This window comes from Agrobacterium sp. O3.4 (genome assembly GCF_041414895.1).
Classification (GTDB): Bacteria; Pseudomonadota; Alphaproteobacteria; order Rhizobiales; family Rhizobiaceae; genus Agrobacterium; species Agrobacterium cucumeris.
This window is the reverse complement of record NZ_JALPZP010000009.1, coordinates 25,906-51,003: the sequence shown is the minus strand read 5'-3', so window position 1 is coordinate 51,003 and position 25,098 is coordinate 25,906. Positions and strand designations below refer to the sequence as shown.

Annotated in this window: 20 protein-coding genes; all 20 read right to left on the bottom strand. The window is 61.7% G+C overall.

The annotated features are described in order from the left end of the window. Window positions 1–242: 242 nt before the first annotated feature. Complete coding sequence (locus M0412_RS24685) at window positions 243–5,351, bottom strand: DEAD/DEAH box helicase family protein (protein WP_012475975.1); 5,109 nt, start codon at window positions 5,349–5,351, stop codon at window positions 243–245. 118 nt (window positions 5,352–5,469) lie between these two features. Beyond that, window positions 5,470–5,871: a DUF3085 domain-containing protein gene (locus M0412_RS24680; RefSeq protein WP_012475974.1), complete on the bottom strand. Its 402-nt coding sequence runs from the start codon at window positions 5,869–5,871 to the stop codon at window positions 5,470–5,472. A gap of 12 nt (window positions 5,872–5,883) precedes the next feature. Next, the gene (locus M0412_RS24675; RefSeq protein ID WP_012475973.1) at window positions 5,884–6,489 is read right to left on the bottom strand and encodes a DUF1419 domain-containing protein; all 606 of its coding nucleotides are present in this window, start codon (window positions 6,487–6,489) and stop codon (window positions 5,884–5,886) included. A gap of 66 nt (window positions 6,490–6,555) precedes the next feature. Then, complete coding sequence (locus M0412_RS24670; RefSeq protein WP_077768135.1) at window positions 6,556–7,584, bottom strand: DUF3991 and toprim domain-containing protein; 1,029 nt, start codon at window positions 7,582–7,584, stop codon at window positions 6,556–6,558. Between the two features lie 178 nt (window positions 7,585–7,762). Continuing rightward, a complete protein-coding gene (locus tag M0412_RS24665) occupies window positions 7,763–7,939 on the bottom strand; it encodes a hypothetical protein (RefSeq protein ID WP_162854299.1) in 177 nt (58 codons plus the stop codon). A 298-nt stretch (window positions 7,940–8,237) separates the two neighbouring features. Then, window positions 8,238–9,164: an AraC family transcriptional regulator gene (locus M0412_RS24660; protein ID WP_077768136.1), complete on the bottom strand. Its 927-nt coding sequence runs from the start codon at window positions 9,162–9,164 to the stop codon at window positions 8,238–8,240. 50 nt (window positions 9,165–9,214) lie between these two features. Next, window positions 9,215–9,643 (bottom strand): helix-turn-helix domain-containing protein, encoded by a 429-nt coding sequence (locus M0412_RS24655; RefSeq protein WP_077768182.1) that lies wholly within the window; start codon window positions 9,641–9,643, stop codon window positions 9,215–9,217. Between the two features lie 62 nt (window positions 9,644–9,705). Next, the gene (locus tag M0412_RS24650) at window positions 9,706–9,906 is read right to left on the bottom strand and encodes a LuxR C-terminal-related transcriptional regulator (protein WP_077768137.1); all 201 of its coding nucleotides are present in this window, start codon (window positions 9,904–9,906) and stop codon (window positions 9,706–9,708) included. Window positions 9,907–10,010: 104 nt separating this feature from the next. Further along, window positions 10,011–10,763: a triose-phosphate isomerase gene (gene tpiA, locus M0412_RS24645; protein WP_077768138.1), complete on the bottom strand. Its 753-nt coding sequence runs from the start codon at window positions 10,761–10,763 to the stop codon at window positions 10,011–10,013. Between the two features lie 14 nt (window positions 10,764–10,777). Next, entirely contained in the window at window positions 10,778–11,818 is a 1,041-nt protein-coding gene (gene fba / locus M0412_RS24640; RefSeq protein ID WP_012475968.1) for a class II fructose-bisphosphate aldolase, read from the bottom strand. Then, window positions 11,819–12,826, bottom strand: a complete 1,008-nt coding sequence (locus M0412_RS24635) for a class 1 fructose-bisphosphatase (protein WP_012475967.1) — start codon at window positions 12,824–12,826, stop codon at window positions 11,819–11,821. It abuts the gene before it with no gap. A gap of 98 nt (window positions 12,827–12,924) precedes the next feature. Further along, window positions 12,925–15,099 carry a methyl-accepting chemotaxis protein gene (locus M0412_RS24630; protein WP_202048392.1) on the bottom strand — a complete coding sequence of 725 codons (2,175 nt, stop codon included), beginning with the start codon at window positions 15,097–15,099 and terminating at the stop codon, window positions 12,925–12,927. 87 nt (window positions 15,100–15,186) lie between these two features. Beyond that, window positions 15,187–15,771 (bottom strand): adenylate kinase, encoded by a 585-nt coding sequence (locus tag M0412_RS24625; protein WP_012475965.1) that lies wholly within the window; start codon window positions 15,769–15,771, stop codon window positions 15,187–15,189. Between the two features lie 21 nt (window positions 15,772–15,792). Beyond that, window positions 15,793–17,751, bottom strand: a complete 1,959-nt coding sequence (acs, locus tag M0412_RS24620) for an acetate--CoA ligase (RefSeq protein ID WP_077768139.1) — start codon at window positions 17,749–17,751, stop codon at window positions 15,793–15,795. A 65-nt stretch (window positions 17,752–17,816) separates the two neighbouring features. Continuing rightward, complete coding sequence (gene glpD / locus M0412_RS24615) at window positions 17,817–19,352, bottom strand: glycerol-3-phosphate dehydrogenase (RefSeq protein WP_077768140.1); 1,536 nt, start codon at window positions 19,350–19,352, stop codon at window positions 17,817–17,819. 17 nt (window positions 19,353–19,369) lie between these two features. Then, window positions 19,370–20,872, bottom strand: a complete 1,503-nt coding sequence (glpK, locus tag M0412_RS24610; protein ID WP_012475962.1) for a glycerol kinase GlpK — start codon at window positions 20,870–20,872, stop codon at window positions 19,370–19,372. Window positions 20,873–20,953: 81 nt separating this feature from the next. Then, window positions 20,954–21,637 (bottom strand): SGNH/GDSL hydrolase family protein, encoded by a 684-nt coding sequence (locus M0412_RS24605; protein WP_012475961.1) that lies wholly within the window; start codon window positions 21,635–21,637, stop codon window positions 20,954–20,956. A gap of 22 nt (window positions 21,638–21,659) precedes the next feature. Next, a complete protein-coding gene (locus M0412_RS24600; protein ID WP_012475960.1) occupies window positions 21,660–22,613 on the bottom strand; it encodes an ABC transporter permease in 954 nt (317 codons plus the stop codon). Between the two features lies 1 nt (window position 22,614). Further along, window positions 22,615–23,577: an ABC transporter permease gene (locus M0412_RS24595; RefSeq protein ID WP_012475959.1), complete on the bottom strand. Its 963-nt coding sequence runs from the start codon at window positions 23,575–23,577 to the stop codon at window positions 22,615–22,617. A 22-nt stretch (window positions 23,578–23,599) separates the two neighbouring features. Further along, entirely contained in the window at window positions 23,600–25,096 is a 1,497-nt protein-coding gene (locus M0412_RS24590) for a sugar ABC transporter ATP-binding protein (protein ID WP_077768141.1), read from the bottom strand. Between the last annotated feature and the right edge of the window lie 2 nt (window positions 25,097–25,098).

The following is a 25,098-nucleotide window of genomic DNA, read 5'->3' as shown; positions in this document are numbered from 1 at the left end:
TAGGGGTCGCTTCGATGAACGGAAATCAGGACAAAAAAAGAGGGCCACGAGAAAACTCGGGCCCTATAGGTATGAAGGTAATTTAAACCTCCAGAGGGGAACAGCTGCTGCGGCGGCACTGGGAGGAAAACCGCCATGTGCATCAGCTGTGAGCACTATGCTCAAATTTCGGTCGGAAGGAAAGCAAATATTGTGCAATGCAGCTATGCAAATGCTGCGTCGCATCAAAACCGCGATTCCATTCAAGCAGACTCCGCCGAGGCGGCGTCGTTCTGAACTGACGCGGCGGCAAGAGCGTCCTCGACGTCACGAAGCTGTCGGCGCTTTTCGGCAAGTTCGTCGGCGAAGGCGAAAGTGCCGCCTTCGCGCGAGCGATAGGAGACGAGCCGCCGGTGCGCATCATCGAGGCGATGGCGATAACGCTCGCGTTCCTCCTCGAACCCGTCGAGCGCATGCTCGAGGCGGGAGATGGCGCCGAGCGGTGTCACTGTGACCGCAAGGTCAATCTCGTAGGCGGCGCCTGTGCGCTGGAGCGTGGTGGCGTAGCGATAGCCGTCGCCCTTTCCGAAGCGCTCTCCCTCATAGACAAGATCGAAACCGCCGATAGATGCGAGGTGAACCTCGCCCTCCTGTTGGAGCTGGAGGAGCGTGAGAACCTCCTTCATCAGCGCGCGACCGGCTTCCTTGCGCTCATGGTGAAGCTTGCCCAGCACGGTCATCGCGAAGGCATCGCCGGCGGTCGGAACGAGCCGACCGATATCCTGGCCGATCTCGCCGATGCGGCGGGTCGACGTCTCGATGTCACGCTCGGCATCGCGCATCTGCCGGCGCACCGCATACTGGTCATCGTCATGGGCGGCGCGCAACCGTTCCAGTCGCGCGATATCGGCTTCGAGACCCGCTTTCTGCATCAGCCGCTCGTCGCCGGAGGCGATTGCCTTGGCCATGGCGAACTGGTTCGCCTGCCCTTCACCGAAGTCTTCGAGCCGGCGGATCGAAGTATCTCCGCTGAGCGCGGCGGCGATGAAGCGGGCCTTGCGCTCGTTGTTCTGCCACATGGAAGCGTCGAGGCTGCCCTCGGTCGCATAGGCGAAAATGTCGACGACATCGTGCTGATTACCCTGCCGGACGATGCGGCCTTCGCGCTGCTCGATGTGCGACGGCAGCCACGGCACATCGAGGTGATGCAGCGCTTTCAGCCGCGCTTGAGCGTTCACGCCCGTTCCCATCGTCTCCGACGATCCGATCAGGAACCGAATTCGGCCGGCGCGCACGTCGGCGAAGAGCCGTTGCTTGGCCTCGGTCTTCTTGTAGTCCTGCATGAAGGCGATTTCGGACGGGGGAACGCCCAGCCGCACAAACTCGTCGCGAATCCAGCGGTAGGCGGAAAAGCCGCGGGTCTTCTCGACGTTGATCGTGCCGAGATCGCTGAAGATCATCTGCGCGGCGCCGGGCAGGTCAAAGGGTTTGCCGTCCGGCCGGACGTAGGTATCGTCGCTCGTCTCTTGCCAGATGCGGAAGGCATTGCGGACGAGGAGGTTGAGCTTGTTGTCCTCCTCATTGTCGTTGGCCGGTATCACGAGGCGGAGATCGATCGCCGCATGGCGACCGTCGGTAATGACCGAGAGCAGGATATCGTCGCCGGGCTCAGCCGGTCCCTCGCGCATCTCGATCGCCTTGATGCGGGCATCGAGGATCTGCTGATAGGCCTTGAACGCCGGCGTCGGCTTGACGGTCAGGATCTGCCGTCGGCCGGTGGAGATATCAGGCACCTTGACGTATTCGCGGAGATCCGCCGGCATGACGACGTCGGCGAAAGCCCGGAACATGGCGATCAGTTCGGGCACATTGACGAAGCTCGCGAAGCGGCTGACCGGCTTGTATTTGCCGGACGGCTGGATCTCCAGCTCGGTCGTCGTATCGCCGAAGCAGGACGCCCAGGCATCGAATTCGTGTAAGCCGCGCTCGGCGAGAGCCTCGTGGCCGAGCAGGCGCTGGATCGAGAACATCTCACCGAGTGTGTTGGTGATCGGCGTGCCGGAGGCGAGCACCAGCGCGCGGCCCGGGTTCTTCGTTTCGAGGAACCGGGACTTCACATAGAGGTCCCAGGCGCGCTGCGAGCCGTTCGGGTCGATACCCTTCAGCGTCGACATGTTGGTCGCGAAGGAAAGCTTGCGGAACTCTTGCGCCTCGTCGACGATGATCTGGTCGACACCGATCTCGGAGATTGTGAGCAGATCGTCCTTGCGGGTCGCGAGCCCTTCCAGCCGTTCCTGCAAGCTTTCCTTCAGTCGCTCGAGGCGCTTGCGCGACACGCGGTCCTCGCTGTCCACCTTGGTCAGCAGATCCTCGTAGAGCTCCAACTCATCGTGGATCATCTGTTGTTCGAAGGCGGACGGCACGGCGATGAACCTGAAGGCCGAGTGCGTGATAATGATCGCATCCCAGGTCGCGGTCGCTGCCCGGCTCAAAAAGCGAAGCCGTTTGTCCTTGGTGAAGTTGGTCTCGTCGGCGACGAGGATCCGGGCATTGGGATAGAGTGCCAGAAATTCCCGCGCCGCCTGCGCCAGGCAATGACCAGGGACGACCAGCATCGCCTTGGCGATCAGGCCGAGACGTCGTTGTTCCATGATCGCGGCCGCCATCGTCATCGTCTTGCCCGCGCCGACGGCGTGGGCGAGATAGGTCGATCCGGAGGAGATGATCCGCCAGATGCCGCGTTTCTGGTGCCCATAAAGAACAAAGGCGCCAGAGGCGCCGGGAAGTTTCAGATGCGATCCGTCGAATTTTCGAGGCGCGATGTTGTTGAACCGGTCGTTATAGACCCGCGCCAGCCGGTCGGTGCGATCCGGATCGGTCCAAACCCAGTTTTGGAAGGCTTCCTTGATTTTCTGCAGCTTGTCGCGCGCCGCCTCGGTATCGACGACGTTCAGGACCCTCCGCTCGCCACCGGCATCCTTGTAGATATCGAAAATCTGGGGAACACGGCTGTTCAGCGCGTCGCCGAGCAACTCGCCGGCATCACGGCGGCTGGTGCCCCACTCCGATGTGCCGGCGGCGCAGTAGCCAAGCTGCCGTGCTTCCACCGTCCAGCTGCCCAATTCCGGCATATGGTGGATCCTGATCTCGGCACCCATCATCTCCTTCACGAAGGCGACGACGTCGCTGGCCGGAATCCAGGGCGCACCGAGACGTGCGGTGATGTCGGACGGGCGAAGATCGGCGGGTTGGACTGCCTGAAGCGCGCGGACGTTACGCTCGTAGGCTGGATCGAGTGCCGCGGCAGCTTCGGCGACACCAAGCTTGGTGCGGACCGCACCGGAGAGGTAGGCATCCGACGTCTGCCAGGAGCCATCGGCGGGATCCTGGAAAATCGCATCGCCGAGCTCGTCGACGACGGCATCGGCATGTCTGTGCAGCAGTTCGGCGATATGCTCGACATCGACGCGGCCACGTTCGTTGAGCACCACGGCCAACGCATCCGCCGCACTGGTGATTTCGGGCGGCGCAGGCGGCGCGATGACCCGTTCGGAAAAGATCGGGCGCGGTTTTGCGGTATCGGTGTCGAGGTCGTAGTCCTCGATCGAGGCGACCAGCCAGCAATCGGGATCGTCGAGGAAAGGCTGCAGGTTTGGACGGCGGTGCGTTTCGCGCACCTCGCCGGATTCCTCGTCCTCGCTGATCGAGACGGTGGTGTGGTTGATCGGACCGAAATCACGCACGAAGCTCGACCAGGCGATGCGCAAGCGAACCTGCAGATCACGCCACGGCCGATCCTGCTCCTGGGCCCTCAGCACCTCACGCACCGCGTCGCGGATTGGGATCAGCTTCTTGATGATCCCGACGTGCTTTTCCGGGATGCCGTCCCCGGTGCGCCCCTTGCGGACTTTGACCTCCACGGGTGCGCCGTCCACCATCTGCATCAGGCCGTGCCTGTTATCGATGAAGAAGCTACCCTCACGGACCTTGGCGTCACCGGGGCGAAGATCGATGATCTCGCCGAGCTCGTCCTCGAGGTCGACGTCGATTGCGGTCGGCTCACCGTCATAGCGGCCTTCAGGCAGCAGGCGAACGACGTTCTTTAGAGCCGCCTGCAGGTCCTCGCCAGCGCGTGGCTGGCATGTATAGGTCTCGCCGAACGGTCCGGAGGTCAGGGCATGATCGCCGAGGACGAAATTAGGATGCTCTGCAAACCAGCGGTTCACGCGAACTGCGCCCTCGTCTTGGCTTTCGGGCCGCACCTCCTCGAGATCGAGCCATGACAGATCGCTTGTCGGTTCGCCGACCTTGCGCTTGCGGAAGAACAGAAGGTCGACCACGACATCCGTGCCAGCATCGCGGCGGAAACTCCCCTCCGGCAATCGGATCGCGGCAATCAGGTCGGCGGTTTTGGCGATGTACTCACGCGCGGTCGCGTCGGCCTTGTCCATCGTGCCGGAACTGGTGACGAACGCGGCGAGCGCGCCGGGCTTCAGCAGGTCGATCGAACGGGTGATGAAGTAGTCGTGCAGCCTGAGACCGAGTGAGCGATAGGTCCGGTCAGACCGGACGGTGCGATCGGAGAAGGGTGGATTGCCAATGGCGAGATCGTAGATCGGCGCCAGATCGGCGCGCGCAAAATCGCCATTGATGATGCGGGCCTTAGGCTGCAGCAGCTTGACGATCCGGGCCGTGACGGGATCGAGTTCGACGCCGGTGACGAAGGTCCTGTCGCGAAAGGCCGCCGGCATCAGAGCCGGAAACAGGCCCGTACCGATACCCGGCTCGAGCATGCGGCCGCCACACCAGCCCAGGCGCTGCAAGCCCGACCAGATTGCCCGGATGATGAACTCCGGCGTGAAATGGGCATATTGCGTGCAGCGGGCGAGCGACGCGTAGTCGGCATCTGAAACGGCACTTTCGAGCGAGCCACCGAGCTCGCCCCACCCGGCCCGGAAATCGACTTCGCCGGGGCGGCGGAACATACCGTTCGCCAGTTCGCTGGCGCCGAAGCCGGTGAAGCGGATGAGTTGCGCCTGCTCCTTCGCGTTGGCTGGCCGATCCTGCTTCTCGATGTTGTTCGCGATCAGGATCGCCGCAACATTGGCGCGAGCGCGATCCTTCCAGGATCCGGCCAAGCCCCGATCCGCATCGTCGAGGTAGAAGTTGCACCGGTTGCCCTGGCGCCGGGGCGCCGGACGTTCTATCGCCGCGGCCGGCAAGGCCGGGGAGGGAGAGGGCGGCGTCGGTTCCGGGTCATCGTCGTTGGCCGCGACCGTATCGAAGCCGCCGAACGGTGTGACGCCCAGGCCGAGGCCTGATGACAGCGCGCTGCTGCCGAACATGTCGAGAGTGAAGGGATCGTTGCTCATGGAGGTTTCCTCGGAAAATGGCGAGCGTCATCACCCCGCGGGAAGCACTTGCGGGGATTAAAGGGAGCTCAAGGGTTTGGGATAGGTGGCCAAACGGGCCGGACTGGTCGCGAATTGCCTAGGGCTTCGCGACCAGGAAGAGCTGCATCGAGTCCTGAAGGAATGCGATACGCAGGTGCGTCGCCTCCGGCGCGGCCGCCATCATCGCTTCGAGCTGTTCCGCATCGACGAAATCGACTCCGTCATCGCCGCCGAATGTCCGGCGTTTGACTGCGAACCAGTCGTCATTGGTGCGGGGATCGCATTCCTCGGCATAAACGACCAAAGGCTTGGCGCCATCGGGCAGCTTGCCGTTCGACAGGAGGTAGACTCCTTGGTCGCCGACGAGCCAGAGGCCGGGCTTCTCGTCCTTGCCAGGGCGCAGGCCGTAGTAGGGGTTACGAAAGCCGCCATTGGCTTCGGCGTCGGCACGACTGCGGGCGACGACCTCGCGGACGGATGTAAGCGGGAAGGAAAGCATAGTGTGCCTCCCTCATGCGGCAATCGGCGAGGGGAGGTGGCGCAGCTGCACCGGCAGCTTCGCCGCGATCTCGTCGTCGGTCAGCTCGTCGAGCAGTTTCAGAGTGCTGCCCACTGCGCCGCCGTAGAGCATGATCGTGCGCTTGCCGCGCGCAGCTTCGTCCCAGCGATCGCCGGCATAGCCACGATAGTCGTCCGCCGTGATGCTCCAGATATGCTCCAGGCGTTCCTCGCGCGTCATGGCGCGCACCGGCCGGCTCTCACGCTCGATGATTGCCACGCGCATGCGCTCGACGGCGCCTTTGTCCGATAGATCGCAATAGCCGTGGAAATGTCGGATGACACCATCGATGCGCAATGCGAAGAACACTGATGTCACCGAACCCGTCAGATACTCGCGCATGGCGAACATCGACCCGCGGATCCAGAGCGGTGGCAGGATCTCGAACATATAGTCGTGCTCGGTCTCGGCGATCTCGAACCATTCGCCGGAATAGAGGAGCGAGGCGTCACCGTCCCAACGGTTCGGACGTTGAGCGTGCCGATCGAACATCCGGAACATTTGCTGGCGTGAGGCAACGCCGTGGAAGACCTTGCGGATTGCGGGAGAGGGATACATCTGCGGCTCCTTGGAGATGGTTCCGGACCGAAGTGCGGCACTGTCCTTCCGACCTTGCCATCCTCTTCAGTCCTTCATGACACCTCCCGGGCCGCCGGCATCGCGACCGGCCGGGTCAAGGGCCGGCTCGCCCGGGCGAAGCTTCCCTTGACGCGGGCGGCGCGAATGCGGCACGCCGCCTTCCTTCCTTTCCCTCTTTTCTTTCTCCCTGATTTTCAGGGTTTCGTTCCAATCCTCCTCGGGCGGGCGGAGCCGCGACCAGTCGCAGCCGACGGTATCCGCGAGCGCCCGCAAGCGCTCGGCAAACATCTCTCCTTGCGGATTGCCGTCTGTCGCGGCGACGAGGAGACTATCTGCTCGCGAGGCCATCTGCCGAAGCGCCGCCTCCGTCGACGGCGACCATCCGCCCCCGGTACTGAGATACACGGTTCCATCGCGCAGCCCCTCGATGGCGGCAAGGCTCATGGCGTCGATCGCAGCTTCCGTCACGGCCAGGCGCAACGCTGGGTCCGGTCCCAGACGGAAGAGGACCTTCGTTCCACCGGAGGCAAATCCCCGATATTCAGGACCGCGCGCCTCCCAGCCGGTCACAACTCCGGCATTGTCGGTGTGCGCTGCCCACATGCTGCCTTGCGGGCCTTCCCGCAGACGGTCTTGCCCGATCGTGGCTCGGAGCAGAGTGGCAGGAAGGAAGCGCTCACCGTTCAGATAAGCCCATGTCGACGAGCTGGGCCACGGCCGGCGGCGTGCCTGCCAACGCTCGGGTAAAGAAAGATCGAGGTCTCGGTCAGGCCTCGGCGCCTGCCATTCCGGCTCCGTGATCGCAAAACCAACAAGGCCGGCGACCCTTCCGGCGCCTTCGAGAAAGCCAACATGATCGAGATGTTCGACAAGTCCGAACACATCGCCTTTCGCATCGCCGAGCGGATCGAACCATCCGCGACCGTCATGGGTGACGATGATAATTTCGCCCGACCGGCGGAACTTCACCGCCCGCCGGGTACTCTCCTTTAGATCGATGGCGAAGCCCGCCTGCTCAAGAACAGCCGCGCAGCTCACCTGGTCGCGCAGCGCCTCTATTTCCTTTCTGTCCATGCTTTTCCTCATTGCCTTTCTTGCCCGTCGCTTCGCAGGCGCGCTCCACCCGCCGCGAAGAGCAAAGGCCGCAAGGGCGCGGCTGACAATTGTCGGATCATGCAATACCCGGCCGCGGCGCAGCCTCCCTTGCGGCCTGCCGCGCGCAAGCGGCACGCCGAAGGCACTGGCGGCCGGCTCAATGAGCCGGCCAGGGGAAGAACTCATTGACGATCTCAAGGGCGTCACCGGCGTCGATCTCGTCAGAAGGGAGGACGCCATATTCGCCGTCGACTTCGAAGACGGTGACCGGGACCATCAGGTCGCGGGAAAGCTGGAAGGCGTGGGACTGAGCGAGGGAAAGATCGTGCGACATATAAGAGGCTCCTGCGGGAGCGGGCCAATCCCGCTCGATGGCTCCTCAAAAGGCCCGGCGACGGGCGCGATCACCGCGAGGCGAAGCCGAAGCGGCCGCAGCTTGCTAGCGGACCCTTAACGGGTTGATCGTGGAAGATCCGGCGCCGGGCCAGGACGCCATCACAAAAGAGCGGGATTGGGCTGCTTCCGGGGGAGATGAACGGTTCGCGCACGCATTTCATACCATGCCAGTTTCGCGGCTGACTTCCGCAACACGAAGATGGTTTCCGCTTTCGACATTGCCGTTGACTGGCAATCTATCTCGTCCGGATCGTTTCCGACGGCGTTTCGCCAAAAGCCTGATAGTAGACGGCCGCAAACCGCCCCATATGGGTGAACCCTGCACTGCGTGCCGCGTCGGCGATCGACCGCGAGCCGGTATCGTCGACCAGCGCTCGGCGCGCTGCTTCGAGGCGGATCGTTTTGAGATAGCCCAAAGGCGTTGTGCCCTTGAACCGCTGGAAGGCGACCTGCAATGCTCTGACGCTCGTACCGGTCTCGCTGGCTATCGACGCAACAGTGAGAGGTTGCGACAGGTTGGCATGCATATACTCGATCGCCCGTTTCACCTGCCGGGGCACCGCCGGCGAGACCGGCCGCTCGAGCCGCGGCATGTAGCTATTGGGAACAACCTCCAGAAGTGCGATCATCGTCGACTCAAACAGCCGCTCGATGGCAGCCGGCGCCAATCGATCCGCGTCGGAAAGATTAAGACAGCTCCATACGAGATGGCCGAGTGCGGCCAGCCGCAGACCCTTCTCGGTGGTCAGATCGACGATGCGGTCGAAATGAAGGTCTGCCGTGACAGGCCCATCCAAGAGTTCACTGACCTGTTGCACCATCGCCGACTTTGCGAAGGAGAGGCCGATATAGCTGGAATGTTCATGAGGGGTCAGCTCATCGAACTGAGCGAGATCCTCCAGAAAACCAACTGCCTGTGCCGTCGAAAGGCGCAGTGCCCCCGAACGTGTCCCAGGCGTGGTGGATAGGGGCAGGTAAAGCAAATAAGCGTCTGGCGCGCCATCGAACGCCAGCTTCAGGGCTGAATGGCACTTTCCTTTCCAGGCGTGGAACCGGCCGACGATGTAATGGCTGTCCCCGACGCAAGACACGTGATCGCGATCCAGCTGACCAACCGGGCCGGCCTGCGCGATGTTGCCATGTCGGAGTGCAGCATGCTGCAATGGGCATCTCCAGGAGTTGAGTTTCGCCGCATAACCGGAGCGGCACCAAACTAGGCGTTCCCGCGGGAACCCTTTACATCCGTCGCGGCCATGGCCTTGACGAGGGATAGGACCTGACGGCGCAGTGCCGGCCTTGCTATCCTGGCGAAGGCGACGTTGAGGTCTCGCCCCTCGTCGGTATCGAGGAAGGCGCTGAGCTCCATCTCGGCGCCGGTGCCTGTCAGCCCATCGGGTTTTCCATCACGGCTCTGGCTGTCGAAGAAATACGACACCGGCACACCGAGCAGAGTGGCGACATTGAGCAAACGGCTCGCGCCGACGCGGTTCGTGCCCTTCTCGTATTTCTGGACTTGCTGGAACGTCACGCCCAAAGCCTCGGCGAGTGTGCTTTGGCTCATTCCGCGCACGCTTGCTCCCACCTCGACATCGATCGGGCTCGGCGCTTTGGCCTTGCTCTGATTGTTCACATGATTGGTCATTTCATCGCCATCCCTGTCGTTGAAAGGTCGTGGGTTTGCTGCTCGCCGCCCTGCGGCCAACATCAGTCGGGCTCCGAAAGGCTTGCCTTCTCGAGAGCCTCCTGCATCGAACTCGCCTCGAGTGCAGCAAGCGCTTGCTCGAGATAGCTTTCGATTTCAATGACGCTTCTGCCTTGGAGCAGGGCGATTTCATCAACAGTCTTTCCCATCGACACCCATCGAAGGCAGGTCTTTTCGATGGGCGAAAGCATCCAATGTTCCATGACCAACCTGCTTTCGTTGGTGTTTATTTTCATCCTCGAGCAACAGGGCGAACGATCCGCCCGATGGGTTTGCCCCTGACTTCCGCAGCGGAACGACTGGTGACCTACCTCCCGGTTGCCTCGCAGATCCGAAGAAAGCTTTCCGCGCGCAGACTGGCGCCGCCGACCAGAACACCGTCGACATTTTCAAGAGCAAGAATCTCGGCCGAATTCTCAGGTTTGACGGATCCACCATAGAGGATCCTGAGCTGTGCACCGATCGATCCATAGGCATCGATCAGACTGGATCGGATGCAGGCATGGGCGGCGAGAATTTCGCTTTGTTCGGGCAGCCGACCGGTCCCAATCGACCAGACCGGCTCATAAGCTATGACCAAGGCGAGCTCGTTCATTTCGGCGGGCAGGCAACCCTGCAGCTGGTTTTTGAGGACAGTAAGCGTCTCCTGGCGGAGATGCTCCGCTTCTGTCTCACCGACGCAAATTACTGGCATCAAGCCGGCGCTCACCGCAATCTCGGCCTTGCGCCTGACCATCGCGTCCGTCTCGCCCTGATATTGCCGCCTCTCGGAATGACCGAGTATGACGACGCGGGCGCGGGAATCGGCGATCATCCTGGCGGATATGTCGCCGGTATGGGCGCCAGCTTCCTGAGCGCTGCAATCCTGGGCACCGAGAAGAAGCCGGCTTCCGGCGATTATCCTCACGGCGGATTGCAGGAGCGTTGCCGGAGGACATATAGCCACATCCGCATTCAGCTCGCCGATGTTCCAGGCGACCTTTTCGATCTCGGCGAGATCGGCCGTAAGCCCGTTCATTTTCCAGTTGCCGACGATGAGCCGGCGGGGAGTGTTACTCAAGTTCTTGCCCCCGGTTAGTGGCTATATCGCTTCGCCATCTCGGCAAGCGGCAAGGGCTTGATGGCGGAGGCATGTCCGGCGGCGCCGAACTGCTCGTATCGGTCGCCGCAGACCGCTGCCATCGCCTCGATGCCCGGGGCGAGGTATTTGCGTGGATCGAACTCCCCGGGATGAAGGGCAAAGACGCGGCGGATCGCCCCCGTGAACGCCAATCGAAGGTCGGTGTCGACATTCACCTTGCGAACGCCGTGGCGGATGCCTTCCTGGATTTCCTCGACCGGAACACCATAGGTCGGTTTGACCTCGCCGCCATGCGCGTTGATCAGTTCCTGCAATTCCTGGGGCACGGACGACGACCCATGCATGACGAGATGGGTATCGGGCAGGCGGGCGTGGATCTCCTTCAGGCGCTTGATGGAAAGGATGTCGCCGTCCGGCTTCCGGGAGAATTTGTAAGCGCCATGAGACGTGCCGATGGCGATGGCGAGCGCATCCACCTTCGTCAAGCGCACGAACTCGGCAGCCTCTTCCGGATCGGTCAAAAGCATGTCGCGGCTGAGCTCGCCGTCAAAGCCGTGCCCATCTTCTGCTTCGCCGCGGCCGCTTTCCAACGAGCCGAGATGGCCGATTTCTCCTTCGACGGAGACGCCGACCAGATGCGCCATCTCCGAAACCTTGGCCGTGACGGCGACATTATTTTCGAAGCTGAGAGGCGTGCGCCCATCTTCAGAGAGGGAACCGTCCATCATCACCGAGGAGAAGCCGGCAAGAATTGCCGACATGCAGGTCGACGCCGAATTGCCGTGGTCCTGATGCATGCACACCGGGATATGCGGATACATCTCGATCGCCGCACGGATCAGATGCGACAGCGTCGCGTCGCCTGCAAAAGCTCGGGCGCCGCGGCTTGCCTGCATGATGACCGGGCTGTCGGTACGATCAGCAGCCTTCATGATGGCGAGCATCTGCTCCATGTTGTTCACGTTGAAAGCCGGGATGGCGTAGCCGTTCTCGGCGGCGTGGTCGAGCAATTGACGAAGGGTGACGAGAGCCATTTAAGAGCCGATCTCCTCTTGCGAGTGATGGATTTGGTGAAATTGCACCAGGCGTTGGATTTCGTTGCTCGAGCCGAGCAACACCGACACGCGCTGATGATGAGCCTGTGGTTGGATGCGAAGGATGTCTTCGGTTCCGGTGGATGCTGCACCGCCGGCCGCCTCGACGAGGAACGCCATGGGATTGGCTTCATACATCAGGCGCAGCTTGCCGCCGGCGCGGCGATTGGACTCGTCCGCCGGATAGAGAAACACCCCTCCGCGGGTCAGAATGCGATGGACGTCGGCCACCATCGAGGCGGTCCAGCGCATGTTGAAGTCCTGTCCGCGCGGCCCTGCCGATCCCGCAAGGCATTCGTCGACATAGCGTCGGATCGGCTCATCCCAGAAACGCTGGCGCGACGAATTCACGGCAAACTCGGTCGTTTCCGTCGGCACGCGCATGCGCGCGTTGGTCAGTTTGAATTGCCCGTCAGACGGATCCAGCGTGAAGCCGACCACGCCGAGGCCGAATGTGATAACGAAGAGCGTCGAGGGGCCATAGATGGCATAGCCGGCGCAGAGATACTCTCGCCCCTTGCGTAGAACATTGGTGTCGCCGTCCGCCTGGACCTGACTCACCGCAAAGATCGAACCGACGGAAAGGTTGACTTCAAGGTTCGATGAGCCGTCCAGCGGATCGACGTAAAGGATGAGGTCGCCAGCGGCTGGAGGTTTCAACCACGTGACCTCCTCCGCCTCCTCGGAAACATAGGCAGCAAGCGAGACCGCCTCGCCGCATGTTTCGCGAAACACACGATCGGCCAGGACATCGAGGAGCTTCTGATCTTCACCCTGGACATTCGTCGTGCCGGAGCTGCCTATATGGTTCTGAAAGGCTGCTTCCTTCAGGTGATCGGCAACAACGATCGCTGAGGCTGCTATGCTTTCAACCAAGCTTGCCAGGGCAGGATCGACTTTCGTCTCGTGGAGATAAGCGCCAAGTTCTATGTCCGGTGTGATTGTCATGTCGATGTTTCAACCTGTCTCGTAAATCCAGTGAGATCCGATTTCGTTACTCCGCTTCAGACGCAGTTCTGTCCGGCCAATGTAATTCGGTGGCGACCTCACGCCGCGCTCTGGCTGGCCGGTCTTTGGTGCGACAACTCCTCGGCGTTTGAGAACCCAAATTCTCGTGCATTTCCTTCGATCCTGAATTGCTGAACCAGGGCCAGCAGGCTGTCGGCCTGAGAGGCGAGTTCGCGGCTCGCGGCCGTCGTTTCCTCGACCATAGCCGCATTGTGCTGTGTCATCTGGTCCATCTGATTGACGGTCGAGTTGACCCCCTGCAGCGCACTCGACTGATCGTGGCTGCCGCGGGCGATCGTCTCGACATGCTGACTGATCGTGACGATCTGCGAGCTGATCTTCGCAAGGACCGAACCGGTTTCCTGGACCAGATGCGAGCCGGTATTGACCTCGGCCGTCGACTTGTTGATGAGGACCTTGATCTCCTTGGCCGCCTTGGCGGAGCGCTGCGCCAGTTCACGCACCTCCTGGGCAACGACGGCAAAGCCTTTGCCCGCATCGCCGGCGCGTGCCGCCTCGACGCCGGCATTCAACGCCAGCAGATTGGTCTGGAAGGCGATCTCGTCGATGACGCCGGTGATCTGCTCGATCTGGCGGGAGGCTTCTTCGATCCGGCCCATCGCATCGATCGCATTGTTGACGACGATGGCTGAATCGTCGGCGCTCTGCTTGGCCTGGCGGACGATCTGGTCGGCATCCTTGGCACGTTCCGCCGACGAGCGAACCGTGACGGTGATCTCGTCGACGGCGGCTGCCGTTTCTTCGAGCGAAGCAGCCTGCTGCTCAGTCCGTTTGGCAAGATCCTCGGCCGCCTCGGCCATCTGGTTGCCGTTGCCCTGGATCATTTCGACATTGTCGCGGATCTGGCGCATCGTCGCCTGCAGGTGCAGCATCGAGGCATTGAAGTCCTGCCGAAGCTGATCGAGCTCACCATCGAGGGGACGGCCGATGGTCACGGTCAGATCGCCGCTCGCCAGCTTGTGCAGGCCGGATGCAACCGCCTCGACAGCGTTACTGATGGCAGCCGCATCGCGGGTCTTGCGGAGGTCGTCTTCCTGGCGCTGTTGGCGCGCGAGTGACCTCGACTGTTCCGCCTCATTTTCCACGCGGATCTTTTCGAGCGCGTTGTGGCGAAAGACATCAAGCGCCCTTGCCATCTCGCCGATCTCGTCGCGCGTTTCGACGCTGCCGATCTTTTCATCGAGCTTGCCTGATGCAACCGCCTTCATGGAGGCCGTGAGCGCTTCGATCGGAGACTTGATGGTTCTGAGCAGCAGATAGCCGGCGACGCAGCCGAAGAGCAGGGCGATCACGGTCGTCACTAAGGATATGGTTTGCGCCTGGTCTTGGGCCGCGGAGGCATGGCCGCGCTGGATGTCGGCGAATAGAAGGATCTTGTTCCAGGCGTCATTCATGCTGGCGCTCGCAGCCTTGAAGGCGGCGTCACGTTCTCCGACCTTGACGAGGAGCTGGTCGAACCTCTCCGAGGTCCCGCCGATCACGTCGATGGCTTTGCTGGCCAGTTCCTGGATAGGACCGTTGGCGGCATGCTGTTCCTTGACCTTGCCCAGATAGAAGCCCAGGCCCTTGAGACGGCCCTTCACCTTCTTGAGGGTATCGTCGTTCATTCCACCCAGAAAGTCGGAAGCGGCGATCCGAAGTTCGTAGTTCATGGAATTGATCTTGTTCAGCGTTTCGGCGGTCGCCGCTTGTGCTGCCGCCTGATCGGCGGGAATGTTCAGATAGGTCTGCAGTTTGGACTGCACATCCGACAGGGTTGCGAGATCGCTGGAAATCCCTTCCCGCAGTTTCCTCTCGTCGCTGTGCATGTCCCAGAGGCCGTCGATCGTCCTGGAGACCTCTTCGGCAATCGTCCCGGCGGCAACCAGGCTCTGCCGTTCATCCTGCTCTTGAGCGAAGGACAGGCTCGTCGATATCTTAGCGCTCTGGTCTGCGAGCAGCGCCTTCAGCGCATCGCGCTTGGCCTCGGTCGCCTCGAGCAGGAAGGAGTTCATCCCGTCCTGGGCTTGTTTGATCGCAGACAGCGTGACCATCCCGCTCGAACTGCTCGCGAGCTGGGTATTCAGCATGTTGCCTGAGAGATAGTTGACGAGGCTCAAGCCTGCGATGCCGATCAGTATCGGCGTCAGCAGACAAAAGATTTTAGTCCGGATCGGTCCGCGCAACAGCAGGAAGTCAAAATGAATGCTCATGATTCTCCACCCAAGATAACGAGGTCCCATAATAATTATTCTGAGTGAATGAATATCCGGTAAAATTGATCTCGAATTAGTAATGTCTCAGGAATATTCGGCCGCGGCCGACTCCAGGATCTCCAGAATCCGGGCGGTCACTTCCTCGGGAACGGCGAGGCCGTCGACCTGAAAGTAGGGCGACCGACCCTTGTAGAACTCGCTCACCGAAAGGGTCTCGGCCCGATACGCCTTGAGGCGCAGTTCCAATGTCGCCGCATTGTCATCGGCGCGTTGTGCGCCGGCAGACTCTGCCGCCCTTCGGCAGATGCGGTCGTAAAGTTCTTCCTCCGGGACGACGAGCTCGATGACAGCAGTCAGGGAATGCTCCCCGAGCGATTGATCCAACGACGCCGCCTGCGAAATCGTGCGCGGAAACCCGTCGAGTACGAATCCGCGCTGAGCTTCCGGACTGGCAATCCGGTTGGCGACGATCGCCGAGACGGTATCGTCGGAAACGAGCCCGCCGGCTGCCATGGTGGCCGCGACCGCCAAACCGAGGGGCGTTCCCGCCTTGACCTCGGCCCGGAGGATATCGCCGGTCGATAGATGCGGGATGCCGAGCTTTTCGCAGATGCGCTTGGCTTGGGTCCCCTTGCCGGACCCGGGCGGGCCCATCAGGATCAGTCTCATGGGATAGTCCTTTCCTTCGGTCTAGGCCGCCTCGGCCCTGTTCTGGCGGTTGACGATCAGATCGTCGACGACAGCGGGATCGGCAAGCGTCGAGGTGTCGCCGAGCGACCCGAAATCGTCCTCGGCGATCTTGCGCAGAATGCGGCGCATGATCTTTCCCGAGCGGGTCTTCGGCAGGCCCGGCGCGAACTGGATCTTATCAGGCGACGCGATCGGGCCGATTTCCGCGCGGACATGCTTGACCAGCTGCTGGCGCAACTCCTCGGACCCTTCGCTGCCCGCCATCAGCGTGACATAGCAATAGATGCCCTGGCCCTTGATGTTGTGTGGATAGCCGACGACAGCGGCTTCGGACACGAGGTGATGCGAAACCAGGGCGGACTCGACTTCCGCCGTCCCCAGCCGGTGGCCGGAGACATTGAGGACGTCGTCGACGCGACCTGTGATCCAATAATAGCCGTCGGCATCACGGCGACAGCCGTCGCCGGTGAAATACTTGCCCTCGTAGGTGGAGAAGTAGGTCTGGATGAAGCGCTTGTGATCGCCATAGACGGAACGCGCCTGACCTGGCCAGCTGTCGGCGATGCAGAGATTGCCGTCGGCGGCCCCTTCGATGAGCTTGCCTTCGGCATCGACGAGCTCCGGCCTGATGCCGAAGAAGGGCCGAGTGGCCGAGCCTGGCTTCAGGTCGGTCGCACCCGGCAGCGGCGTGATCATGATGCCGCCGGTTTCCGTCTGCCACCAGGTATCGACAACAGGGCAGCGCCCGTCGCCGACCGTGTGATAGTACCATTCCCAGGCTTCGGGGTTGATCGGCTCGCCGACCGAGCCAAGCAACCACAGGCTGGATCGGCTGGATCGTTTGACGAAATCATCGCCGGCGCCCATCAGCGAACGGATTGCGGTCGGGGCGGTATAGAAGATGTTGACCTTGTGCTTATCGATCACATCCCAGAACCGGCCGGCATCGGGGAATGTCGGGATCCCCTCGAACATCAGCGTCGTTGCGCAGTTGGCGAGCGGTCCGTAGACGATATAGGAGTGTCCCGTGACCCAGCCGACGTCGGCAGTGCACCAGTAGATATCGCCGTGCTGGTAATCGAAGACATATTCGTGGGTCATCGAGGCGTAGACGAGATAGCCGCCGGTGGTGTGGAGAACGCCCTTCGGTTTGCCGGTCGAGCCTGAAGTATAGAGGATGAACAGTGGATCCTCGGCGTTCATTGGCTCGGGCGGGCAGTCGGCCGAAACAGTGGCTGCTTCCTCGTGATGCCAGAGGTCGCGGCCCGGCGCCCAACTGAGCGGGCTGCCGGTGCGGCGGATGACGAGCACGTTCTTGACCATGACATGACCGCGCGCGGCGATGTCGATCGCCTTGTCGACATTGGCTTTCAACGGAACCGGCTTGCCGCCGCGCAGGCCCTCATCGCAGGTGATGACGAAGGTCGATTCACAATCGACGATGCGGCCACCCAGCGCCTCGGGACTGAAGCCGCCAAACACCACGGAATGGATTGCGCCGATGCGGGCGCAGGCGAGCATCGCATAGGCCGCTTCCGGCACCATCGGCATGTAGATAGTGACACGATCGCCCTTCTTGACCCCGTGCTTCTTCAAGACGTTCGCCATACGACAGACGTGCTCGTAAAGCTCGCGGTAGGTGACCTTCCTGTCGAGCGATGGATCGTCACCTTCCCATATGATGGCGACCTGATCACCGTTTGTTGCGAGGTGCCGGTCGATGCAGTTGTAGGAGACATTGGTCTCACCGTCCTCGAACCATTTGATCGAGACATCCCCGGTAAAAGAGGTGTCCTTTACGCGGGTGTAAGGCTTGAACCAGTCGATGCGCTTGCCGTGTTTGCCCCAGAACTGCTCGGGGCTAGCGACACTCTCCTCGTACCATTCCTGGTACTCGGCCTTATTGATCAGCGCATGGCTCTCCACCGGTTTGGTGACCGGATAAATCTTGTCCGACATCAAAACTCCTCAAATGTCAGGCGGCCGGCCGGCATGATCGATGCGCTACGGCCCGCCGAAAAATCTCACTGCGCGGCAACCTGCCGCTGGATGATCTCAGAAATGAATTGGTCGAGAAGGGCCACTTCGCTGTGGCTGAGATGCAGTCCCTTCTTCGAGCGTCTCCAGAGAATGTCATTCGTCGTGCGCGCCCATTCGTGCGCCATCAGGTAGAGCACTTCGGCTTCGTAGAGATCGGACCCGAACAACCGGCCGAGATCCTCGATTTTCCCGGCAGTGCCGAGAAGGACGGATGCTCTTGTGCCATAGCGGCGGACAAGCCGGCGCGCATGCGAAGCGGCGAGGAATGGATAGGCCTTGTGAAGCTTGGTGACCTCCGCCTCGTAGCCTTGAACCGGAAAGTCGCCGCCCGGCAGATGGCTCTTGGCCGTCCAGGGAGCCCCCTTGGTGCCGATCGCCTCACCGATCTTCTCCAACGCGTGCTCTGCCAGACGCCGGTAGGTGGTGAGCTTGCCGCCGAAGACGTTGAGGAGCGGAGCCCTGTTGACCTCGCTGCCGACGAAGCCGTCAAGCTTCAGCACATAGTCGCGGGTTGCCTCCTGCGCCTTGGTGGCGCCGTCGTCGAAAAGCGGGCGGATCCCTGCATAGGTCCAGACGATATCGTCCTGCCTGACCGGCTCCTTGAAATATTCGCTCGCCGCCTTGCAGAGGTATTCCGTCTCCTCCTGCGAGATCCTGACGTCCTTCGGATCGCCGCTGAAGTCGCGATCGGTGGTGCCGATCAGCGTGAACTCGTCCTCATAGGGAATGGCAAAGATGATGCGATTGTCGGGGTTCTGGAAGAAATAGGCCCGCGGCCCCTCGAACTTCTTCTTGACCACGATATGGCTGCCTTGGACGAGACGGACGTTGCGCGCCTCATTCTTGCCGAAGGCGCCGCGGATCACATGGTCGACCCAGGGACCGGCCGCATTGACGAGCATGCGTGCGCGGTGAACCGCCGCGATCCCGGAGACCGTATCCACCGTCTCGATCGTCCAGAGCCCGTTCTCGCGCCGCGCCGAGACAACCTTGGTGCGCGGCATGATCAGCGCGCCCTTGTCGCTGGCGTCGCGGGCATTGAGCACCACGAGGCGGGCATCGTCGACCCAGCCGTCGGAATATTCAAACGCCTTGGAGAAGAGCGCCTTCAGCGGTTTGGCCGCCTCGTCGCGGCGCATGTCGAGTACCGCCGTCGGCGGCAGCAGCTTGCGGCCGCCGAGATGGTCGTAAAGGAAGAGCCCGAGCCGGATCAGCCACGCGGGGCGGATGCCGCCTTTCTGGTAGGGCAGCACGAAGCGCATCGGCCAGATGATGTGCGGCGCCATCGCCCAGAGCACTTCGCGCTCCATCAGCGATTCACGCACCAGCCGGAACTCGTAATGTTCGAGATAACGCAGGCCCCCATGGATGAGCTTGGTGGCACCCGATGATGTGCCGGATGCAAAGTCGTTCATCTCCGCCAACGCGACCGAATAGCCGCGACCGACCGCGTCGCGCGCGATCCCGCAACCGTTGATGCCGCCGCCGATTACGAACAGGTCGTGGATCTTATCTGCCATGTCGGTCTCCCGTAACGTCACGCCGTTGCCGCATAGGAAAGCGTGCTTGCAACGGCGGCGCGCCATTTCCGATAGCGTCGCGCCCGCTCGTCAGTGTTGAGGTTGGGGGTGAAGCTGCGCTTTGCCTTCCAGTTCGCGGCAAAGGTCTGAAGATCGGGCCAGACGCCCGCTTGCGCGCCGGCGAGTGCCGCAACTCCGTAAGCTGTCGCTTCCTGGCTTTGCGACCGCTCGATGACGCTTCCGAGGCAATCGGCCAGCGCCTGCATGGCCCAATCGCTGCCCGACAGGCCGCCATCGACGCGCAGGGTCGCACCCCTGACGTCCATCGGGTAATCGGAGGCCATCGCCTCGAGGAGATCGCGCGTCTGGTAGCAGACGGATTCCAGCGTCGCCCGCGAAAGCTCGGCGATCCCCGTGCCTCTCGTTAGGCCGAAAATCGCGCCACGGGCTTGCGAATTCCAGTGCGGCGCGCCGAGCCCGGTGAATGCCGGCACCAGGTAAACGTCTTCCTGTTCGTCGGCCAGATGCGCGAGACGGCCCGTCTCGTCGGCCGCCTTGATGAGCTTCAGGGAGTCGCGCAGCCATTGAACCGCGGCACCCGCCATGAAGATCGAACCCTCAAGTGCATAAGTCGTTTTGCCATTGAGGCGATAGCCAATGGTCGACAGCAGACGATTGGACGATCTGACGATCTGATCGCCGGTGTTCAGGACCACGAAGCAGCCCGTGCCATAGGTCGATTTGAGCATTCCGGGCTTCAGGCAGGCCTGACCAAGCAGAGCCGCCTGCTGGTCGCCCGCGAGCGCCCGGATTGGAATTTGAGCGCCGAAATGGGCGGCAACCGTCTGGCCGAAATCGTCGGCACAATCCTTGACCTCGGGCAAGAGAGCCCGCGGGACTCTGAAGGCGCCCAGCAATTCGTCGTCCCAGCGATTCTGACGAATATCGAACAGCGAGGTGCGCGACGCGTTGGTGGCGTCCGTCGCGTGCACGGCGCCGCCGGTGAGCATCCAGGTGAGATAAGTGTCGATCGTGCCGCACAGCAGCTGGCCATTCTCGGCCGCACGCCGCGCGCCGTCGACATTGTCGAGGATCCAGGCGATCTTGGTGGCGGAGAAATAGGGATCGAGCAGAAGGCCGGTCTTTTCCTGTATCAGCGGGCCAAACCCGTCTGCGCGAAGGACCTCGCATGCGCCGAAGGTGCGGCGATCCTGCCAGACGATCGCCGGATGGATCGGCTTGCCCGTCGACCGCTCCCAGATGAGGCAGGTTTCGCGCTGATTGGTGATGCCGATCGCCGCAACGTCGCGCGCCTCGATGCCGGCTCGCGCGAGAGCGGTACGGGAGGTCTCAACAACAGAATCCCAGATTTCGGTGGCGTCGTGCTCGACCCAACCCGACTTCGGAAACGACTGTGATATCTCTTTTTGATCGATCGCGATCGGCTGGGCATCGGGGCCGTAAACGATGGCTCGGGAGGACGTCGTCCCCTGGTCGATCGCCAGAACATAGCCGGTCATGGGAGCCTCAAATCTTGTTTGCGGAAAAGGACCGCCAGCCGCCTGGGAGGATGGCGCCTGGCGGCCGGCGACGGAACGCTGCTAGGCCACAGCTTTCTTCGCCTCTTGAGAGAAAATCGCCTTGACCTTTTCTGCGATTGCCTGGCCGAGCGTGATATTCGTGTCAGCCGAGAAATGGATGCCATCGCAGCCATCGGTCTTGACGAACTCGCCGGCGTCGAGAAAGTCGACCTTCAGGAAGTTGGCGAGCGCCTTGTACTGCTTTGAAAGTTCGACGGACTTTTCGTAGCCACCGCCGAACATGCCTTCGAACCATGGGTCAGGCATGGGAGCGAGCGGCGGCGGCGAGACGATCAGAAGCTTCGGGGCAGGATAGGGCGTGCCGATGCCGCCGGCCGAAGTCAGAACCTGTCCCGCAAGCTTGCCCATGCCGTTGGCGATCTCGTAAGGCGTGCGGCGGAAATACGACTTGGTGTCGTTGGTGCCGAGCAGGATGATGACGAGATCGAGCGGCAGGTGGCTGGCGAGCGCCATCGGCAGATAGGCGCTGCCGTTCAGCCTGGGATCGTTCGGATCCTCGACGCTCGTGGTGCGGGCGCTTAAGCCTTCCTCGATGATCGTATAGCCGTCACCGAGTGCTGCGGCCATTGCGCCGGTCCAGCGTTGTTCAAAGGGGTATCTGAGTGTCGGCGACGACTCGGGTACCGGAATCCATCCCCATGTCAGTGAGTCCCCAAAACACAATATCGAGCGGCTTTCTGCCATGTCATTACTCCTCCGATGACGACTAGTTGGTACGCGCCTTGAGGCCGTAGAAAATGGCCGCAAGGAGAATGATGAGGCCTTGCGCGATGAGCTTCCCGGAGTCGCTGACGCCGAACGACGTCATCACGACAAAGAGGAGCGCGAACGAAAGGACACCAAAGAACGGTCCCCAGACGCCGCCTTCGCCGCGGCCGAAGACCACGCCGCCGAGAATGGTTGCGGCAACAGAAAGGATCGGCAGATCCAGGCCGACGCGAACGCTTCCGACTGCGATCGAAGCCGTTTGAACGAGAGCCGCGATGCCGGCGATCAGGCCTGCCAGCGTATGCGCCACGACGACGGTGCGTTCGACGGGTACGCCTGAGAAATGCGCTGCTTCCGCGTTTGCGCCGACCGAGGTCACGTAACGGCCGAACACCGTTCTCGACAGAAGCAGGGACAGCAGCGTGGTCAGCACCACCCAGAACAGGACCGGGAGGGGCAGCGGGCCGAGTTTGACGTTATAGATATCGTTGAAGTAGCTCGGCACGTTACCCGGCGGCTTGCCGCTCGACAGGAACTGCACGGCACCAACGAGGATGATGCTGACCGCAAGCGTCACGATAACAGCCGAGACGCGGCGCTTGCCCACCATGAAACCGTTGAACAGCCCGATCGCGGTGCCCGTGAAGAGCGCGAGCAGCACGAAACCGGTCGCCGACATTCCGGGAAACTGGCCGGACGAGATGAAGTAGTTGACGAGCAGGATGACGCCGCCGCCGGCGAGGTCGATACTTTTGACCCGCATGACGAGCAACTGCCCGAGAACGAGGACGCCGAGCGGGGCGACCTGGCGAATGAAGATGCCCATGACATTTGCGTTCAGCATCTGCGGGCGCGAGACCCACAGGACGATCAGCAGCAATGCAAAGACATAATAGGCGGGCGCAATCTTAAGCATTCGCTGAATTGCGGGATTTTTTGCGAAGGCTGACATCTTAGAGCCCCATCTTCTTGCGTGTCTGGAAACCGACGACAAGGAGCAGGATGCCGCCCTTGATCGCCGTCTGAATGAACGGCGAAACGTTGACCAGGTTCATGCCGTTGGAGAGGAGCGCCAGTACCAGGGCTCCGATAATCGTTCCCTGCAGGCTGCCGACGCCGCCGGAGAGTTGCGTGCCGCCAATGGCGACGGCGGTGATCGCGTCGAGTTCGAAGAGAAGCCCGACATTTGGATCGCCGGAAACGATGCGGCCGGCCAGGAACACGCCAGCAAGGGCTGCGAAGCACGAGCAGGCAACATAGGCGAGGATGACGTTGCGCTTGTCGGCAACACCGAAGTTGCGCGTCGCGTCTTCGACGCCGCTGGCAATACCGCCGCCGATCGCGAAGAGATGCAGGCCGAACCGCGAGCCGTAGAGCAGTTTCCAGGCGACCAGGGCGACACAAATGCCCCAGAATATCGGCATGGGGATGCCGAGGAACGACCCCGAGACCGAGCTGATGACGACATCCGGAATGGTCCCGCCGGAGACCGGACGCAAGATGCGCGCAGCGCCGAGGACGATGTACTGCATCGCCAGTGTCGCGATGATCGGATGGACGTTGAGACGAGTGATCACGATGCCGTTGGTCAGGCCGAGCAGGGCCGCCAGCAGGAAGACTGCCGGGATCGTGATGTAGCCCGGAGCGTCCAGCGCGAGGATGGCCGTCGTGAAGCTGATCAGCGAGCCGACGGACAGGTCGAGGCCGCCGACGAGGATGACGAACAGCTGACCGACCGCGGTGATGACGAGCGGCATTGCCTGCGCGACCAGGTTGAACAGATTTTCCCGGTTCAGGAACTGGTCCGTCTGAATGATCAGAGCGATGCTGAGAACGATCGTGATCAGCAGGGGAACGATCCAGAGACCTTGGCGGCTCTGATTTCCCTTGAATAGTCTTGTGAGGGTCTTGGTCATCGGATTGGTTCTCTGTTGGCGTTCACGCGCTCAAGGCGGCGTCGAGGATGTCGTGCTCGGTCGCCTTGGCGGCGGGCATGTCGGCAACGACCGTGTCGCCATGGACGACATAGATGCGATCGCAAAGGCCGATGAGCTCGACAGTTTCTCTCGACAGGACCAGCACGGCCCCACCGTTCTGCGTGAAGTCGCGAAGCAGCTTGTAGATTTCAGACTTGGCGCCGATATCGACACCGCGCGTCGGCTCCTCGATCAGGAGGATGTCGAGATTGGCGGCGATATAGCGGCCAAGCAGGACCTTCTGCTGATTGCCGCCGGAGAGCGCGCCGACGGGCGCGGACGCATTGATCGTGCGAACGTTGAGCCGCTTGATCGTGTCGGCAACGAGCTTGCGATAGTTCTTCGCGGGGGAAAATCCTGCTCGTGCCGAATGGAGCGCGATCTCGATATTGTGCGCGATCGGGAGGTTGAGGAACAAGCCTTCCTCCTTGCGGTCCTCAGGAATGAAGCCCACGCCCATCTGCTGCAGCTTGCGCACACCGTTCTCGTTCGGCACGGGCAAGGCCAGCGATTTTCCGTTCAGTGTGATCGTGCCGGAAAACGGCTGGAATTTGCCGACCAGCGAGCGGAGGAGTTTTTGCTGACCCTGTCCTTCGAGCCCGGCAAGTGCGACGATCTCACCCTTGCAAACATGCAGTGAGAACGGCTTTGACGAAGCGCCGATCTTGAAGTGCTTGATGTCGAGCATCGGTTCGCAGGCTGCCGAGGCGTTCCTTGCCGGGAAAAGGTCCTTCAATTCCCGGCCGACCATCATTGCGATCAGCGATGTCGGCGTCATTTCCGAAAGCGGGCGCGTGCCGATCAGCTTGCCGTCTTTCAGAACCGTGACCGTGTCGCATATCTGGAAAATTTCATCCATGCGGTGCGAGATGTAGACGAGGGCCTTGCCCGCATCGCGCAGTCGGCGGATATGCTTGTTGAGGATCTCGACGTCAGCGGCGTTGAGTGCGGCGGTCGGCTCGTCGAGAATGAAGATCGAGGCATCGGCTTTGATGCCATGGGCGATTTCGACGAATTGCCGTTCGGCAATCGTGAGGTTCGAAACCAGCGTCCGCGGATCAAGATCGAGCGACAGCTCTTTCAGCGCCTTTCCGGTTTCGGCATTCATCCGTTTGTAGTCGACGGTGCCGAAGCGCGTTACGGGCTCGCGCCCGAGAAACATGTTTTCGGCGATCGTCAGGTTCGCCAGAAGCGTCATCTCCTGGAAGACCGTCGATATGCCGAAGTCGAGCGCCTCTTTCGGATTGAGGAAGGCGATCTTGTGTCCGTTCTTGAAGATCTCGCCGCTATCAGGCTGGTGAACGCCCGCGAGGATCTTCATGAGCGTCGATTTGCCAGCGCCATTCTCGCCCATCAGGGCATGGACGGAACCCGGCAAGAGCTCCAGCGACACTCTATCCAGTGCCAGACTTCCGCCAAACGACTTTGAAATGTTCGACATTTCTATAAGGTTGGCCATTC

Excerpts from the sequence above, each read along its gene's own strand:
- M0412_RS24685 (WP_012475975.1), bottom strand. The coding sequence starts at position 5,351 with ATGAGCAACGATCCCTTCACTCTCGACATGTTCGGCAGCAGCGCGCTG.
- M0412_RS24680 (WP_012475974.1), bottom strand. The coding sequence starts at position 5,871 with ATGCTTTCCTTCCCGCTTACATCCGTCCGCGAGGTCGTCGCCCGCAGT.
- M0412_RS24675 (WP_012475973.1), bottom strand. The coding sequence starts at position 6,489 with ATGTATCCCTCTCCCGCAATCCGCAAGGTCTTCCACGGCGTTGCCTCA.
- M0412_RS24670 (WP_077768135.1), bottom strand. The coding sequence starts at position 7,584 with ATGGACAGAAAGGAAATAGAGGCGCTGCGCGACCAGGTGAGCTGCGCG.
- M0412_RS24665 (WP_162854299.1), bottom strand. The coding sequence starts at position 7,939 with ATGTCGCACGATCTTTCCCTCGCTCAGTCCCACGCCTTCCAGCTTTCC.
- M0412_RS24655 (WP_077768182.1), bottom strand. The coding sequence starts at position 9,643 with ATGACCAATCATGTGAACAATCAGAGCAAGGCCAAAGCGCCGAGCCCG.
- M0412_RS24650 (WP_077768137.1), bottom strand. The coding sequence starts at position 9,906 with ATGGAACATTGGATGCTTTCGCCCATCGAAAAGACCTGCCTTCGATGG.
- fba (WP_012475968.1), bottom strand. The coding sequence starts at position 11,818 with ATGGCTCTCGTCACCCTTCGTCAATTGCTCGACCACGCCGCCGAGAAC.
- M0412_RS24635 (WP_012475967.1), bottom strand. The coding sequence starts at position 12,826 with ATGACAATCACACCGGACATAGAACTTGGCGCTTATCTCCACGAGACG.
- M0412_RS24630 (WP_202048392.1), bottom strand. The coding sequence starts at position 15,099 with ATGAGCATTCATTTTGACTTCCTGCTGTTGCGCGGACCGATCCGGACT.
- M0412_RS24625 (WP_012475965.1), bottom strand. The coding sequence starts at position 15,771 with ATGAGACTGATCCTGATGGGCCCGCCCGGGTCCGGCAAGGGGACCCAA.
- acs (WP_077768139.1), bottom strand. The coding sequence starts at position 17,751 with ATGTCGGACAAGATTTATCCGGTCACCAAACCGGTGGAGAGCCATGCG.
- glpD (WP_077768140.1), bottom strand. The coding sequence starts at position 19,352 with ATGGCAGATAAGATCCACGACCTGTTCGTAATCGGCGGCGGCATCAAC.
- glpK (WP_012475962.1), bottom strand. The coding sequence starts at position 20,872 with ATGACCGGCTATGTTCTGGCGATCGACCAGGGGACGACGTCCTCCCGA.
- M0412_RS24605 (WP_012475961.1), bottom strand. The coding sequence starts at position 21,637 with ATGGCAGAAAGCCGCTCGATATTGTGTTTTGGGGACTCACTGACATGG.
- M0412_RS24600 (WP_012475960.1), bottom strand. The coding sequence starts at position 22,613 with ATGTCAGCCTTCGCAAAAAATCCCGCAATTCAGCGAATGCTTAAGATT.
- M0412_RS24595 (WP_012475959.1), bottom strand. The coding sequence starts at position 23,577 with ATGACCAAGACCCTCACAAGACTATTCAAGGGAAATCAGAGCCGCCAA.
- M0412_RS24590 (WP_077768141.1), bottom strand. The coding sequence starts at position 25,096 with ATGGCCAACCTTATAGAAATGTCGAACATTTCAAAGTCGTTTGGCGGA.